Here is a 14266-nt window from a genome sequence, read left to right on the forward strand (position 1 = left end):
GGCGGCAATGGAAACCTTTAGCCTAGGCGTCGTTCTTTTCACGCTGATCGTTCTGGCGCTTGTCGCCCTTATCATGGCCGCCCGGTCGCGGTTGGTGTCGACGGGCAATGTCAACATCACCATCAATGGTGAGAAAACCGTGTCCGTGCCCGCCGGTGGCAAGCTGTTGCAAACCCTGGCAGCTGAGAAACTGTTCGTGCCATCGGCCTGTGGCGGCGGCGGGACCTGCGCACAATGCCGCGTACGCGTCCATTCCGGCGGTGGCTCGATCCTGCCGACCGAACAAAGCCATATCACCAAGCGCGAGGCCGCTTGTGGCGACCGTCTGTCTTGTCAGGTTGCAGTTAAACAAGACATGGATATCGAGGTCCCCGAAGAGGTCTTTGGCGTCAAGAAATGGGAATGCACGGTTCGGTCGAACGAAAACGTTGCCACCTTTATCAAAGCGCTGACGCTGGACCTGCCCGAAGGTGAGGATGTGAATTTCCGCGCTGGTGGCTATATCCAGATCGAAGCCCCCGCCCATGCGCTGAAATACACTGATTTCGATGTCGAGGAGGAATATCGCGAAGATTGGGATCGCTTCAATCTGTGGCAATACGACTCGGTCGTTGCCGAACCCATCGAACGCGCCTATTCCATGGCCAACTATCCGGACGAAAAGGGCATGATCATGCTGAACGTCCGGGTTGCCTCACCGCCTCCGGGTTCCGAAGGGATACCGGCGGGCCAGATGTCGTCGTATATCTTCAACCTGAAACCGGGTGACAAGGTCACGATCTCGGGTCCATTCGGTGAATTCTTCGCCCGCGAGACCGGAAGAGAGATGGTGTTCATCGGTGGTGGTGCTGGTATGGCGCCCATGCGCAGCCATATTTTCGACCAGCTCAAACGGCTTGAGAATCGCGACCGTAAGATCACCTTCTGGTACGGTGCCCGGTCCAAGAAAGAGATGTTCTTTGTCGAGGATTTCGACAGCCTCGCGGAAGAGTTCGACAATTTCGAATGGCATGTCGCCCTGTCGGATGCCCAGCCCGAGGATGACTGGAAAGGCTATACCGGCTTTATCCATAACGTGCTGTTCGACGAATACCTCAAGAACCACCCGGCACCCGAGGATTGCGAGTTCTACATGTGCGGACCGCCGATCATGAACCAGTCGGTCATCAACATGCTGCTGGATCTGGGTGTGGACCGCGAAGATATCATGCTCGACGATTTCGGCGGGTAATCAGTTATCCGGCGCCCTGTGGCGCCGGTTTCATTTTAGGTCTTTTGGTTCGATTACAGGCGCAGGTCGCTTGCCTCGCGTGGCAGGCAGGATTTGATGTCGAAGACTACGCTGTTTTCTTTGCCATAGGCTCGAAACTGCAAAGGATCGAGTGCCCGATATTCCGCATGCGCGACGGCCAGGACGACCCCATCATAGAGCCCTGGCTCAGGTTGGTCGATCAGGTCCAGGTCGTATTCTTCTTGCGCAGCTTTGGGGTCGGCATGAGGGTCGTGGACATCGACGCTTATGCCATAGCTTTGCAATTCTTCGATAATGTCGACGACACGGGTGTTGCGCAGGTCGGGGCAGTTTTCCTTGAACGTCAGGCCCATCACCAGAACACGGGCCGCGCCAACATTGATACCGCAACGGGTCATACGTTTGACCAGTTGCGACACCACATAGCTGCCCATCCTGTCATTCAGGCGCCGCCCTGCAAGGATGATCTGCGGGTGATGGCCCACGGCCTCGGCCTTGTGCGTCAGGTAGTAAGGATCCACGCCGATGCAATGCCCGCCGACCAGACCGGGGCGGAAGGGCAGGAAGTTCCATTTGGTTCCGGCTGCGCGCAGCACAGCCTCGGTATCGATGCCCATGCGACCGAAGATCATCGCCAACTCGTTCACCAGAGCGATATTCAGGTCGCGCTGGGTGTTTTCGATCACCTTCGCGGCCTCAGCCACGCGGATGCTTTCGGCCTTGTAGGTTCCAGCGGTGATGATCCGGGCATAGAGCGCGTCAACTAGATCAGCGACCTGCGGGGTTGAACCAGCGGTGACTTTGCAGATGTCCGCGATACGGTGGGTCTTGTCACCGGGGTTGATCCGCTCGGGGCTGTAGCCTGCAAAGAAATCCGTGTTGAAAGTCAGGCCCGAGGCGCGTTCCAGCACCGGAACGCAATCTTCTTCGGTTGCGCCGGGATAGACGGTGGATTCGTAGATCACCAAATCACCGGATTTCAATACGTGGCCAACTGTTTCCGACGCAGCCAGAAGGGGGGCTAAATCAGGCTGCTTACCTGCGGTGATCGGCGTGGGGACGGTTACGACATAGGTATCGCAATCGGCAATCTCCGAGGGGTTGGTTGTGAATTTCAGGCCGCCCGCCGCGCTCAGGTCATGTGGCTCAACCTCATGCGTTGCATCTACGCCAGCGCGTAGTGCCTCGACCCGCGCCGCATTGATGTCAAATCCGATCACCTTGCCAATTTTGCCGAAGGCCACGGCCAGGGGCAGGCCGACATAACCCAGCCCGATCACAGCAATCTTTCGGGAATTGGGGTCGGTTTCAAGCATATGCGTCACTTACCATGATAGTCGCGGAACCATTCGACAAACTGGGCGATTCCATCTTTGAAATTTGTCTGCGGACGATAGCCGGTCAGCTTTTGCAGCAGATCACTATTCGCCCAAGTGGCAGGAACATCACCCATCTGCATAGGCATGTAATTGCGGATGGCTTTCTTGCCGATAGCTTCCTCAATGGCTTCGATAAAATCCATCAGCCGCACTTTGTCGCCATTGCCGATATTCACCACGCGCCAGGGCGCCGCCGGCGACAGGCTGTCACCTTCTTCAATCTCATCTGCGCTGTCCGGCCGCACCGGAGGGACGTCGATCAGCAGTCGGATACCGCGGACAAGGTCTTCGACATTGGTGAAATCCCGATACATGTCGCCGTGGTTATAGATATCGATCGGGCGGTCATCCAGGATGGCGTCCACAAATTTATAGAGCGCAAGATCGGGTCGCCCCCAGGTGCCATAGACGGTGAAGAACCGGAACATGGTCGTGGGCAGGTTCCACAAATGGGCATAGGAATGGCCCATCGCCTCATTTGCCTTTTTGGTCGCGGCGTAAATCGTGAGCGGCGTGTCGGCCTTTTCGACCTCGGTGAAGGGCATGACCTCGTTGGCGCCATAGACCGAGGATGTCGAGGCCATCAGAAGGTGATCCACCTTATGCTCGCGCGCGATTTCCATGACGTTGAACGTGCCGACCACGTTGGAATTGATATAGCTGCGCGGGTCCTCAAGGCTATAGCGGACACCAGCCTGCGCCGCGAGATGCACGATCACCTCGGGCTGGAACTCCTCAGCGACCTTTGCAAGCTGCTCGTAGTTTTCCAAAAGATCCTCGGTTGCGGAAAACCCAGGGGATTGCAAGAGCATCTGATGGCGGCGCTGCTTGAGCGAGACGTCGTAATAATCCGTCATCCCATCGTAGCCGTGAACCTGAAACCCCTCGGCCAGTAGTAGTTTTGCCAAGTGAAAACCGATGAACCCTGCTGTGCCTGTGACTAATACGCGCTTCATTTAACCCTCGACCCAAACCAAAACCGTTTGAAACATCAGGGATACTTTCAGCCCCTCAAGGTCAAGGGGATTTTCCTACAAACCGCGCCAATGGGGCAATCCAGAACCCGAATTCACTTGCGGATTGTTGTTGCCCGCCAGTCAGGGTAGGAAATTGCGATGGTGTGGGATTGGATCAAAACCAGGTGGAAAAAACCTCAGGCGGCACAGAATTCAGTTTCTGACATCGCGCCTGACCAGAGGTTTTATGCCGTGGGGGATATCCACGGGCGATTGGATCTGTTGCAGACTTTGCTGGCAAGGCTGGATCCAGATTGCCCCACAATCTTTGTCGGGGACTACATTGATCGTGGCAATTACAGCGCCCAGGTGCTGCACCAGTTACGGCACCTTAGCCGGGTCCGGGGCAACGATTTCATTTGCCTGCTGGGTAATCACGAGGAGATGCTGTTGCGGTTCACCCATGACCCAAAACGGGTCGGCAGGCTTTGGCTGCAAAACGGTGGTCTGCAGACGCTCGCCTCATTTGGAATTACCGGTGTGGATGAAGACACGGTTGGTGCGGATGCTGTCTCGGTGGCTGACAGATTGCGACGCGCAATGGGAGAAGATTTGCTGTCATGGCTGCACGACCGTCCCCTGACCTGGACCAGCGGCAATGTCACCGTGGTGCATGCAGGGCTGGACCCAGGCAAGCCATTGGATGAGCAGACACGCCAAGTCCGCCTGTGGGGCCATCCGAATTTCTCACGGCAGATGCGGGAAGATGGCCAGTGGGTTGTCCATGGTCATACGATCACGTCAGAGCCCCGCGCTGAGAATGGCGTTGTTTCGATCGACACCGGCGCCTTCTTCAGTGGCAGGTTGACCGCCACTGATATTCGCGCCGGCGAGGTCCGGTTCATCGCAACCAACGAGCAGCCGGAATAGCTGTCAACCGACGATCATCTGCTTCATGCGAAGGGCTTCATACTCCAGCTCTTTGAGGCGGAAATGCACGACATCACCGATCGTGATCACGCCACGAAGATGGCCATCGCTGAGGACGGGCATGTGGCGAAAGCGCCCCTCTGTCATGGTTTTCAGCACATCGTTCAACAGATCCTCGGGCGCGCAGGTCTGTACACTGCGGGTCATCAGATCTTCGACAGATTGGGGCAGGGTCTGGCCGGGAGTATCGGCCATACGGCGCACAATATCACGCTCGGACAGGATACCCTGAAGCGTACCATTCTGATCTGTCACCACCACAGCGCCGATCCGCTTTTCCTTGAGGATATTCACCACCGAATGAATTGTGTCTTTCGGGCGCACGGTAAAAACCGCGTCCCCTTTGCCAACTAGCAGCTTTTCGACTGTTGTCTGTGTATGAGAAAGGTTCGATTCAACCGACTGGCTATGCGAGGCAGCCGCGGCCTTGTCGCCGCGTGTCGGTGGCTGGTAAGAGCTTGGGGCCATGGGCAATCTCCTCTTGCTTTGCTTTTCACCTTACCGCAGCCATATGACCTGTATAGGGTACAAATGCCCTAACCGGGGAAAACTGCCAAAAACCAAGGAAATCCGGCCCGTTGTCCAACTTTTATCTGACCCCCCCTGTTGCCGCGCTGATATTTTTTGCGGTTGTCGTTTGTGGCCATAATTTTCGCATGACCTGGAAACAACAGGCTCCGGGATGGCAGAAGAAAGCATGGCTGTTCGGGGTGCCCGCCGGAATCGGTTTGTTGGCGCTAGGCTTCCTGCCGCTGAAAGCCTGATGCAGGTTTGACTCTGATTGGGGCCGCTGTCATATGCCGGGCACGCTTTTCCTCAGGAGGGACCCATATGCGTTTCTTGCCAGTCCTGGCTGTCGCCACACTTATTTCCGGCTGCTTGTTCGACAAAGAGCCCGAGGTGGTACGCCTGTCAGGCGAAACGATGGGGACGACCTTCAACATCACGGCCATCGGTGTCGATGTTGATGAAGAAGCACTGGCGGGTGCGGTCGAACAGACACTGGCCGAAGTTAACGCAAAGATGTCGAACTGGGACCCGAATTCCGAGGTTTCGACCTTCTCGGACTCGGGCAGCACTGAACCTGTAGCCGTTTCGGATGAATTTGCGCTGGTGCTTGATGCCGCGAATGATGTGCACGAGAAATCCGGGGGTACATTCGACGTGACTCTCGGCCCGCTGATCGAGCTGTGGGGCTTTGGTCCGCGCAAACCGGAAGATCCGGTGCCCGCAGATGCTGACATCCAGGCGGCTTTGGGCAGGGTCGGACAGGCCAGATTGCTGCAACTGGATCGCGATGCCGGAACTTTGGCGAAGGCCGATGCCGGAGTCGGCATTAACCTGTCCGCCATTGCCAAGGGGTATGGCATCGACGCCGTGGCCGAAACGCTGCGCTCGGCTGGGATTGAGGACTATATGGTCGAGATCGGCGGCGATCTGGTCACAAGAGGCGATAACGACAAGGGTGAAACTTGGCGGATCGGGATCGAAAAACCCCAGGCCGATGCGCAGAATCTGCAGTTGATCGTACAGCTTGATGATCTGGGTATGGCGACATCCGGCGATTACAAGAATTTCTTTGAACAAGATGGTGTGCGGTATTCGCATATCATTGACCCAACTACTGGTCGCCCGATCACGCATCGGACCACTTCGGTCACGGTACTGGCCGAAAATGCTATGATGGCAGATGCTTGGGCGACAGCGATGTTGGCCTTGGGTCAGGAAAAGGGTTTGAAACTTGCCGAGACGCATAAACTTGCCGTGTATTTCATCTCGCGGGATGTGACAGGCGGTGCGGATGCCTATATCACGGTACACAGCACAGCGTTCAAAGAGGCGTTGGGCACCAACTGACGGGTTGAGCTGAGATGAGCACTTTTATTCTGGCCTTCATTCTGCTGCTGATCATCATGGTTGGCATGTCGCTGGGTGTGATGTTGATGGGTAAGACCATCAAGGGCAGCTGCGGTGGCCTGAATGCGATCTCGGGGGCGGATAAATGTGTGGTCTGCCAAAAGGACGTGGACCCTAACAGCCCCTTGCGCGACAAGCTTCAGTGCAAACGCGCCCAAAAGATGCTTGAGCAGATGGAACGGCAAGCCTAATAACTTAGCGCTTCGTTTGGCGGTTGGAATTGGCTAAGCAGGTCCCTGAATAACGGGGGCGCAGATTTGGCCAAAGCAAGAAACATCCTGTTCATCATGTTCGACCAGCTGCGCTGGGACTATCTGAGCTGTTACGGGCATCCGCATCTGCACACCCCCAACATAGACCGCTTGGCTGCGCGTGGCGTGCGGTTCGACAGGGCCTATATTCAGTCTCCTATTTGCGGTTCCTCCCGTATGTCGACCTATACCGGGCGCTATGTGCATTCGCATGGGGCTTCTTGGAACGGTATCCCGCTGAAAGTGGGTGAGATGACCATGGGTGATCATCTGCGCAAGGCCGGGATGGACTGTTGGCTGGTGGGCAAAACCCATATGCGCGCGGATGCTGAAGGCATGGCGCGGCTGGGGCTGGAGCCGGACAGTCTGATTGGTGCGCGCGTGGCCGAATGCGGGTTCGACGTGTTCGAGCGTGATGACGGAATGCTGCCCGAAGGGCCGGATGGGTATTATGACCCGGACGGAGCCAAGGAATACAACAAATATCTATCGGCCAAAGGATATGACAGCGACAATCCCTGGCATGACTTCGCCAATTCAGGTCTCGACGCTGATGGCAATGTTCTGTCGGGCTGGTTTCTCAAGAACTCGTCCCAGCCGGCGAATATTGCCGAGGAAGATAGCGAAACGCCCTATCTGACCGGGCGCGGGATCGAATTCATGGAAACCCATGACGGCCCCTGGTGCTGCCACCTGAGCTTTATCAAACCGCATTGGCCCTATGTCGTGCCGGAACCCTATGCCTCAATGTACGGACCGGAACATATCCTGCCCGTGGTCCGGTCTGAGGCGGAACGCCGGAATGCCCATCCGGTGCTCCGGGCATTCATGGACACCAAGGTTGGCGAGGCGTTCTCGCGGCAGGATGTGCGCGACGCCGTGATCCCCGCTTATATGGGTCTGATCAAGCAGGCCGACGACCAAATGGGCCGGCTGTTCGCATGGCTGGAAAAGACGGGTCGGATGGAGGACACGATGATCGTGTTAACCTCGGACCACGGGGATTTTCTGGGCGATCACTGGATGGGTGAGAAGACCTTTTTCCAGGACGCATCGGTCAAGGTGCCGTTAATCATCTATGACCCATCCCCCGAGGCTGAGGCAACCCGTGGCACTGTCAGCGACGCGCTGGTCGAGTCCATCGACCTCGCCCCAACATTCTTGGACATAGCCGGAGGCGAAGCGTCGGGTCACATTCTGGAAGGTCACTCCTTGTTGCCGATCTTGCGTGGCCATCAGGTCGAGACACCTCGGGAAGTGGCAATCAGTGAGTATGACTATTCCGCCTCGCCCATGGCGGAAAAGCTGAATGCCTCGGTTCGGGATGCAGTGATGTTCATGGTGGCCAACAAGAATTGGAAGCTGATCCATTGCGAAGGCGGGCATCGGCCACTGCTGTTCGATCTTGAAAACGACCCGAATGAACTAACCGACCTTGGCAACAGTGCTGAACACGCGGATATCATCGCCAAGATGTATGACCATCTGTTCACTTGGGCGCGTCGCCCGTCGCAGCGCACAACACGTTCCGAACAGCAACTGATCGATATGCGCACCAATAGTCGGGGCAGAGGGGTGGTTATTGGAATCTATGACGAAAACGACGCACCACTGGAATTGACCGTGAAATACAGAGGCCGCAAAGCGCGCCCCTATCAGGACCATACCGGCAAGGAATAGCCTTTGTAACATGAATTCTGACCTGATCAGGGCAAAAGGCGGTTCACCCTGCGCGGGGCAGGCGATACAAGACCAACCAAGAGCAGCAAACCCGGAGAGCCGAAATGACCGCCCCGAAACCCGTCGTCCTGTGTATTCTTGATGGCTGGGGCCTGTCCGAGGACACCGAGGCCAATGCGCCTTACCTTGCCGACACGCCAACATTTGATGCGATCATGGCCAAGGGCCCACACGCCAAGCTGATCACCCATGGTCCGGATGTTGGTCTGCCAAGTGGTCAGATGGGCAATTCCGAAGTCGGTCACACAAATATTGGGGCTGGCCGCGTTGTTGCGATGGATTTGGGCCAGATTGATCTGGCGATTGAGGACGGTTCTTTCTTTGCCAACTCCGCGCTGCAGAACTTTATCGGTAAGGTAAAGGCTGCAGGTGGCACCGCACATCTGTTGGGGGTGGTCTCGGACGGGGGAGTGCATGGCCACCTGAACCATATCATTGCTGCGGCAAAGGCGATAACGGATTCTGGTGTGCCCGTTGCCTTGCACGCGGTTACGGATGGCCGGGATGTGGCCCCGAAATCAGTGCTGACCTATATCACAGAGCTTGAGGAGCGCTTGCCCGACGGCGCCCGTGTTGCCTCGGTCTGCGGGCGCTATTTTGCCATGGACCGCGACAACCGATGGGAACGTGTTAGCGAAGCCTATGGTGCAATGATCAAGGGGAAAGGGCGCAGCGCTGTTTCGGCGCGCAATGCCGTGGATCAGGCCTATCAGCAGTCGGAAACGGACGAGTTCATCGTTCCGACCGTCCTCGACGGCTATCACGGCATCAAAGACGGAGACGGGTTCTTCTGCCTCAACTTCCGCGCCGACCGGGCCCGCGAGATTCTGCGGGCGATTGGCGAACCCGGCTTTGATGATTTCGACACCGGCGCGCGCCCACAGCTTTCAGCCCTGCTGGGCATGGTCGAATATTCCGACGGGCACAGCGCTTATATGACCACTGTTTTCCCCAAACGTGACATCATCAATACACTGGGCGAATGGGTGGCAAAAAATGGGCTCAGCCAGTTCCGACTGGCCGAGACCGAGAAGTACCCGCATGTGACCTTCTTCCTCAATGGCGGCAAGGAAGTGCCTGAGGCGAACGAAGACCGCTTTATGCCTAAATCACCCAAAGTGGCGACCTACGACCTGCAACCCGAGATGTCATCGGCCGAAGTAACCGCAAAATTCGTCGAAGCCATCGGGGCGGGCTATGATCTGATCATAACCAACTATGCCAATCCGGATATGGTTGGGCATACCGGCGACCTGCAAGCGGCAATCCGCGCCTGTGAGGCTGTGGATCAAGGGCTGGCGCAAGTGGTCGCCGCGTTGGAAAAAGTGGGGGGCGCAATGATTGTAACGGCCGATCATGGAAATTGCGAGATGATGGTCGATCCCGAAACCGGCGGGCCGCATACAGCCCATACGCTGAACCCCGTGCCCGTGGCGTTAGTCGGGGGACCAGCAGGGGTATCCTTGCGGGATGGTCGCCTGTCCGATCTGGCGCCCACACTACTGGAACTGATGGCGTTGGATCAGCCCCCTGAAATGACTGGAAAGAGCCTGCTTTCATGACGCTTCGTGCGCTGCTTCTGGCGATTTTCTTTGCATCCAGGGCGGTTGCCCAGACCGACCCCGCGACCGCTGCATTGAATGCAGCGCAGATGCTTGAGCAGGCATCAGTATCGTTGACCGAGGCCGAAAGCGCCCGCGACCGGGTCCGCGCCCTGACCGAAACCATACAGGCGTATGAGGCGGGCCTGTCGGCCATGCGGGATGGCCTACGACGGGCGGCAACACGCGAAGCCCAGTTAACAGCCGAGTTGCGCAGTCGGGAAAAGGACGTGGCACAGCTGTTGGGCGTATTACAAACGATCGAAACCACGGCGCCTCCGGTTCTGATGCTACACCCGTCAGGGCCGTTGGGCTCGGCCCGGGCCGGTATGATGCTGTCCGAGGTTACGCCGGGTCTGAACGCAAAAGCGCAGTCTCTTGCGCGTGATCTTCTAGAAGTGCGCACGCTGCGATTGTTGCAGCAAAGCGCCTCGGAAACCTTGGTCGAGGGCTTGACCGGCGTTCAGAATGCCCGCACCCAGCTCAGCACCGCCATCGCAGACCGAACGGATTTGCCGCGCCGCTTTGTCGAGGACCCGATCCGCACAGCGATCCTGATCTCATCGACTGAAACGCTTGACGGTTTTGCCAGCGGGCTTTCCCAGATCTCCGAAGGGCAAATCGCCGAAACGGATGCGGATATATCAAGTATCAAGGGTCAAATTGCGCTGCCGACGCAGGGCATCATCCTGCACCGGGCAAATGAAACCGATGCGGCCGGTGTCAAACGCCCTGGTATCGTATTGGGCACCCGACCGCGCGCAATAGTCACCTCGCCAACGGCGGCCACGATACGGTATCGCGGGCCACTACTGGAGTTGGGGAATCTGGTGATCCTCGAGCCGCAACCGGGGCTTCTATTTGTCTTTTCCGGGCTACAAGAGGTCTACGGAGAAGCCGGTCAGGTGATTCCCCGGGGGACGCCAGTCGGATTGATGCCTGCAGAATCGAAGGAAATCGGCGCAATTTTGTCAACAAGCGGTGATGGCACTGGAACTGACCGGTCAGAAACGCTCTATATAGAGGTAAGACAGGATAACAGCCCCGTGGACCCGGAATCGTGGTTTCGGACCGACAAGGATGGATAAACGAGTATGAAGAAATTTGTGATGGCCGGTTTGGCTGGAACTATTGCAGGCCTGATTGTAACGACGCAGATCGCCGGTCCGTTGCTTGCCCAAGAAGCCGAAAACAAGGCCAGTGTCTATGAACAGCTGGATCTGTTTGGCGATATTTTCGAACGCATCCGCGCGCAATATGTCGAAGAGGTTGAGCCCGAAGACCTGATTGAGGCGGCCATTGACGGTATGCTGACCTCGCTGGATCCGCATTCCAGCTATCTGTCGCCGGATGATGCCGAACAAATGCGGGTCCAGACCCGTGGCGAGTTTGGCGGTCTGGGTATCGAAGTCACGCAGGAAGAGGGCTTTGTCAAAGTTGTCTCGCCGATCGACGATACGCCTGCGGATGAGGCCGGGATCGAAGCCGGAGATTTCATCACCCATGTCGATGGCGAAAGCATACTGGGCCTGACCCTGGACAAAGCGGTCGATCTGATGCGCGGGCCGGTGGGCTCGGAAATCGTGATCACCGTTGTCCGCGAGGGTGAACAGGAACCTTTTGACGTGCCTATCATCCGCGACACAATCAAACTGACGGCAGTACGCGCGCGCACCGAAGGGACCAGTGTGGTTCTGCGTGTGACCACCTTTAACGACCAAACCTATCCCAACTTGCAGGAAGGTCTGGCCGAGCAGATCGAAGAGGCCGGAGGGATCGACAAGGTGAATGGTGTCGTTCTGGACCTGCGCAACAATCCCGGTGGTCTGCTGACACAGGCAATCAAGGTTTCGGACGCATTCCTAAACGAGGGTGAGATCGTATCAACCCGTGGCCGCGATCCAAGCGATGGTGAGCGTTTCAACGCAACAGTGGGTGATCTGGCAGAAGGAAAGCCGATTGTCGTGCTGATCAATGGCGGGTCCGCCTCGGCATCCGAGATTGTAGCCGGCGCGCTGCAGGATCATCGCCGCGCAATCGTTGTGGGAACCAAAAGTTTCGGCAAGGGCTCGGTCCAGACCGTTATGCCACTGCGGAGCGATGGTGCGATGCGTTTGACCACGTCGCGTTATTACACGCCATCGGGCCGTTCGATTCAGGCGCTTGGTGTCAGCCCCGACATCATCGTTGAACAGCCCCGCCCAGCCCCGGAGACCGAGGAAGAAGAGGCCAATGGGAACACCCGTTCCGAGGCCGATCTGCGTGGCAGTCTGAACAATGACAGCCTGAGCGAGGATGAAATCCGCCAGATCGAAGAAGATAGGGCCAAGGCCGAAGCCACCGCCGAATTGCGGGAAGAGGATTACCAGCTGGCCTATGCCATCGACATCCTCAAGGGGCTGTCAGCCTTCAACCCGGACGGGCCATCGCAATAAAGAAACCGGGCCGCCTGACAGGCGGCCCTTTTCCTGATGGGGCCGCTGCCGATCGAGGTAAGGTGGCTGATTAGAGCCCGATGCCACCTATGTTGTCTCCCAACCAACGTCCGCTCTGTGAAAAGCTAGTCAGAAAAACACATCTTGTTTCCATCCAGGTCTCGAACGTATGCAGAGAACTTTGGCCCGCGTTGGTTGGGGGCCCCCTCACAATCACCCCCGAGATCTGTGGCTAAAGCGTGCAGCCTTCTGACTTCTGCTTCGCCACCAACGCAAAATCCAACCATCGTTCCATTACCGTTGGTGGCCGGCAACGTGTCGAAGGGTTTGGCCACGGCGAAGGCAAAATCCTTTCCAAGCCAGTAAGTCATTCTTTCTGAAGGCGACATGCTTTGGAGACCCGATTGCGAAAACAGTGTGTCGTAGAAGGTTCTTGCAGCTGCCATGTCATTCGTTCCGACAACAAAGTAATTCATTTTCATCGATTTAGCTCCTGCAAGTGAGTGGCCTGCGTCAGGCATTGGTTTCAGTGACCCAAGCTATATCGACTAATGTGCCATTTTATGTCTTATTTGATTCATGGCACGGGCTAATACACACAACAGACTGAGGCGATTGGAATTGCTTGCGGTTCAACTCAAGCAAGATGCCCATTGTACGGTTAGAGACTTGGCGCAACAGCATGGTGTCAGCATGCGCACGATAGCCCGCGACCTTGTGCTTATGCGGGACCAAGGCATGCAGATAGACGCTGATCGCGGTCGTGGAGGAGGTGTGCGCCTCGACCGCAACTGGGGCGTTGGTCGCATGAACCTGACATACGCTGAGGCGGTCGATCTGCTAATCAGCATCGCTGTCGCAGAGCAGATGAAATCACCAATGTTGCTTGCGAACTTGGCATCGGTAAGGCGGCAGCTTGTGGCCTCGTTTTCACCCGAGAAACGCAACAAGGTGAACCAGCTCAAGTCCCGTATTCTCATAGGCGTCACGGCTTCGACTTATGTTCAAGCCAGCGCGAGCGCCCCACCAAAAAGGATTGTGCAAGCGGTTCATCAGGCTTTCGTCGATCAAAAGGTCTTGGAGCTGCAATATCAAAGAGAAGACGGTGTTATTTCCAACCGGCAAATTGAGCCTCAGTATCTCTTGTTGAAGTATCCCATTTGGTACGTCGTTGCGATCGACCGTCTGAGAAACGAACCAAGGACATTTCGGTGCGACCGGATGCTTGGGGCCTCAATGGGCGAAACGCGCTTCAAGCTCCTGCCGAAAGAAAAATTTCAACCCTCATTGGTAATTGATGATTCTTCGATGTGATCGGGTCATGGCCAACAGTAAGCGTACAATGACACCTGAATTATAGGCACGCACTTCGTCCGCCCTTCTACCGCCTACTGAGACCGGCGAAAGACTCGTTTTAGCATATCAAGCTCTGCTCGCATCAGGTCCAGTTCGGCGCGCAGGTCATCGGCGGCGGCGTTTCCTGCAATGATCGAGAACCCGCCCAGTTTAAGCCCTGAAACAGAATCTGAGATTACAAAACTATGGACCCCGTCAGACAGGGCCACATCAGGCACCTGTACACGAAGCTCCCATCCGGTGTCGGCTGGTGACAGGTGAACCTCATCCAGCGCGTCACCACGGTAGGACACGCTGATCTCGGGCTGCGTATCAGCCTGCAGGTGGCCCATCCAGGTGCCATTTTCCAGGCCCAGTGATGTGAGTATCAGATCGGTCATGGCTGGGTT

The 14266-nt window shown here is 56.7% G+C and carries 14 protein-coding genes; 9 read left to right on the plus strand and 5 right to left on the minus strand.

Features of this window, described 5'->3' with window-relative positions; genetic code table 11:
* Positions 1-7 precede the first annotated feature (7 nt).
* Positions 8-1231: an NADH:ubiquinone reductase (Na(+)-transporting) subunit F gene (gene nqrF, locus AC2FH2_RS07420; RefSeq protein ID WP_496823242.1), complete on the plus strand. Its 1224-nt coding sequence runs from the start codon at positions 8-10 to the stop codon at positions 1229-1231.
* 53 nt (positions 1232-1284) lie between these two features.
* On the opposite strand, the gene tviB is transcribed toward nqrF, so the two are convergent.
* Together tviB and AC2FH2_RS07430 are read right to left on the minus strand one after the other, a co-directional pair.
* Positions 1285-2568: a Vi polysaccharide biosynthesis UDP-N-acetylglucosamine C-6 dehydrogenase TviB gene (tviB, locus tag AC2FH2_RS07425; RefSeq protein WP_142636375.1), complete on the minus strand. Its 1284-nt coding sequence runs from the start codon at positions 2566-2568 to the stop codon at positions 1285-1287.
* Between the two features lie 5 nt (positions 2569-2573).
* Positions 2574-3587, minus strand: coding sequence for a GDP-mannose 4,6-dehydratase (locus AC2FH2_RS07430; protein ID WP_281995105.1), 1014 nt, complete (start codon positions 3585-3587; stop codon positions 2574-2576).
* A 159-nt stretch (positions 3588-3746) separates the two neighbouring features.
* Here AC2FH2_RS07430 and AC2FH2_RS07435 point away from each other — a divergent pair, with 159 nt between their 5' ends.
* Positions 3747-4517 (plus strand): metallophosphoesterase family protein, encoded by a 771-nt coding sequence (locus tag AC2FH2_RS07435; RefSeq protein WP_496713631.1) that lies wholly within the window; start codon positions 3747-3749, stop codon positions 4515-4517.
* Positions 4518-4520: 3 nt separating this feature from the next.
* On the opposite strand, the gene AC2FH2_RS07440 is transcribed toward AC2FH2_RS07435, so the two are convergent.
* Positions 4521-5045: a CBS domain-containing protein gene (locus tag AC2FH2_RS07440; protein WP_271948907.1), complete on the minus strand. Its 525-nt coding sequence runs from the start codon at positions 5043-5045 to the stop codon at positions 4521-4523.
* Between the two features lie 363 nt (positions 5046-5408).
* On the opposite strand from AC2FH2_RS07440, the gene AC2FH2_RS07445 reads away from it, so the two are divergent.
* From AC2FH2_RS07445 to AC2FH2_RS07470, 6 genes are all read left to right on the plus strand, one after another.
* Positions 5409-6434, plus strand: a complete 1026-nt coding sequence (locus AC2FH2_RS07445) for an FAD:protein FMN transferase (RefSeq protein WP_496823243.1) — start codon at positions 5409-5411, stop codon at positions 6432-6434.
* Positions 6435-6448: 14 nt separating this feature from the next.
* A complete protein-coding gene (nqrM, locus tag AC2FH2_RS07450; RefSeq protein ID WP_271948901.1) occupies positions 6449-6685 on the plus strand; it encodes a (Na+)-NQR maturation NqrM in 237 nt (78 codons plus the stop codon).
* Positions 6686-6751: 66 nt separating this feature from the next.
* Positions 6752-8425: a sulfatase-like hydrolase/transferase gene (locus AC2FH2_RS07455; protein WP_496693764.1), complete on the plus strand. Its 1674-nt coding sequence runs from the start codon at positions 6752-6754 to the stop codon at positions 8423-8425.
* Positions 8426-8529: 104 nt separating this feature from the next.
* Positions 8530-10047 (plus strand): 2,3-bisphosphoglycerate-independent phosphoglycerate mutase, encoded by a 1518-nt coding sequence (gpmI, locus tag AC2FH2_RS07460; protein ID WP_496823244.1) that lies wholly within the window; start codon positions 8530-8532, stop codon positions 10045-10047.
* Complete coding sequence (locus AC2FH2_RS07465) at positions 10044-11174, plus strand: murein hydrolase activator EnvC family protein (RefSeq protein ID WP_496823245.1); 1131 nt, start codon at positions 10044-10046, stop codon at positions 11172-11174. Before gpmI ends, AC2FH2_RS07465 begins: the two co-directional genes overlap by 4 nt.
* A 6-nt stretch (positions 11175-11180) precedes the next feature.
* Entirely contained in the window at positions 11181-12521 is a 1341-nt protein-coding gene (locus tag AC2FH2_RS07470) for a S41 family peptidase (RefSeq protein WP_142636359.1), read from the plus strand.
* A 125-nt stretch (positions 12522-12646) separates the two neighbouring features.
* Here the strand turns inward: AC2FH2_RS07470 and AC2FH2_RS07475 are convergent, their stop codons facing one another.
* Entirely contained in the window at positions 12647-13003 is a 357-nt protein-coding gene (locus AC2FH2_RS07475) for a VOC family protein (RefSeq protein WP_142636355.1), read from the minus strand.
* 133 nt (positions 13004-13136) lie between these two features.
* Here AC2FH2_RS07475 and AC2FH2_RS07480 point away from each other — a divergent pair, with 133 nt between their 5' ends.
* Positions 13137-13835 (plus strand): helix-turn-helix transcriptional regulator, encoded by a 699-nt coding sequence (locus AC2FH2_RS07480; protein ID WP_496689311.1) that lies wholly within the window; start codon positions 13137-13139, stop codon positions 13833-13835.
* Positions 13836-13909: 74 nt separating this feature from the next.
* Here AC2FH2_RS07480 and AC2FH2_RS07485 read toward each other — a convergent pair whose 3' ends face one another.
* On the minus strand, positions 13910-14257 hold the full coding sequence (locus AC2FH2_RS07485; protein WP_496689313.1) for a hypothetical protein: 348 nt from the start codon (positions 14255-14257) through the stop codon (positions 13910-13912).
* Between the last annotated feature and the right edge of the window lie 9 nt (positions 14258-14266).

It is taken from the genome of Ruegeria sp. YTSA105 (assembly GCF_059610225.1).

Coding starts and splice junctions, on each gene's coding strand:
- nqrF (WP_496823242.1), top strand. CDS start 8: ATGGAAACCTTTAGCCTAGGCGTCGTTCTTTTCACGCTGATCGTTCTG.
- tviB (WP_142636375.1), bottom strand. CDS start 2,568: ATGCTTGAAACCGACCCCAATTCCCGAAAGATTGCTGTGATCGGGCTG.
- AC2FH2_RS07430 (WP_281995105.1), bottom strand. CDS start 3,587: ATGAAGCGCGTATTAGTCACAGGCACAGCAGGGTTCATCGGTTTTCAC.
- AC2FH2_RS07435 (WP_496713631.1), top strand. CDS start 3,747: ATGGTGTGGGATTGGATCAAAACCAGGTGGAAAAAACCTCAGGCGGCA.
- AC2FH2_RS07440 (WP_271948907.1), bottom strand. CDS start 5,045: ATGGCCCCAAGCTCTTACCAGCCACCGACACGCGGCGACAAGGCCGCG.
- AC2FH2_RS07445 (WP_496823243.1), top strand. CDS start 5,409: ATGCGTTTCTTGCCAGTCCTGGCTGTCGCCACACTTATTTCCGGCTGC.
- nqrM (WP_271948901.1), top strand. CDS start 6,449: ATGAGCACTTTTATTCTGGCCTTCATTCTGCTGCTGATCATCATGGTT.
- gpmI (WP_496823244.1), top strand. CDS start 8,530: ATGACCGCCCCGAAACCCGTCGTCCTGTGTATTCTTGATGGCTGGGGC.
- AC2FH2_RS07465 (WP_496823245.1), top strand. CDS start 10,044: ATGACGCTTCGTGCGCTGCTTCTGGCGATTTTCTTTGCATCCAGGGCG.
- AC2FH2_RS07470 (WP_142636359.1), top strand. CDS start 11,181: ATGAAGAAATTTGTGATGGCCGGTTTGGCTGGAACTATTGCAGGCCTG.
- AC2FH2_RS07475 (WP_142636355.1), bottom strand. CDS start 13,003: ATGAAAATGAATTACTTTGTTGTCGGAACGAATGACATGGCAGCTGCA.
- AC2FH2_RS07485 (WP_496689313.1), bottom strand. CDS start 14,257: ATGACCGATCTGATACTCACATCACTGGGCCTGGAAAATGGCACCTGG.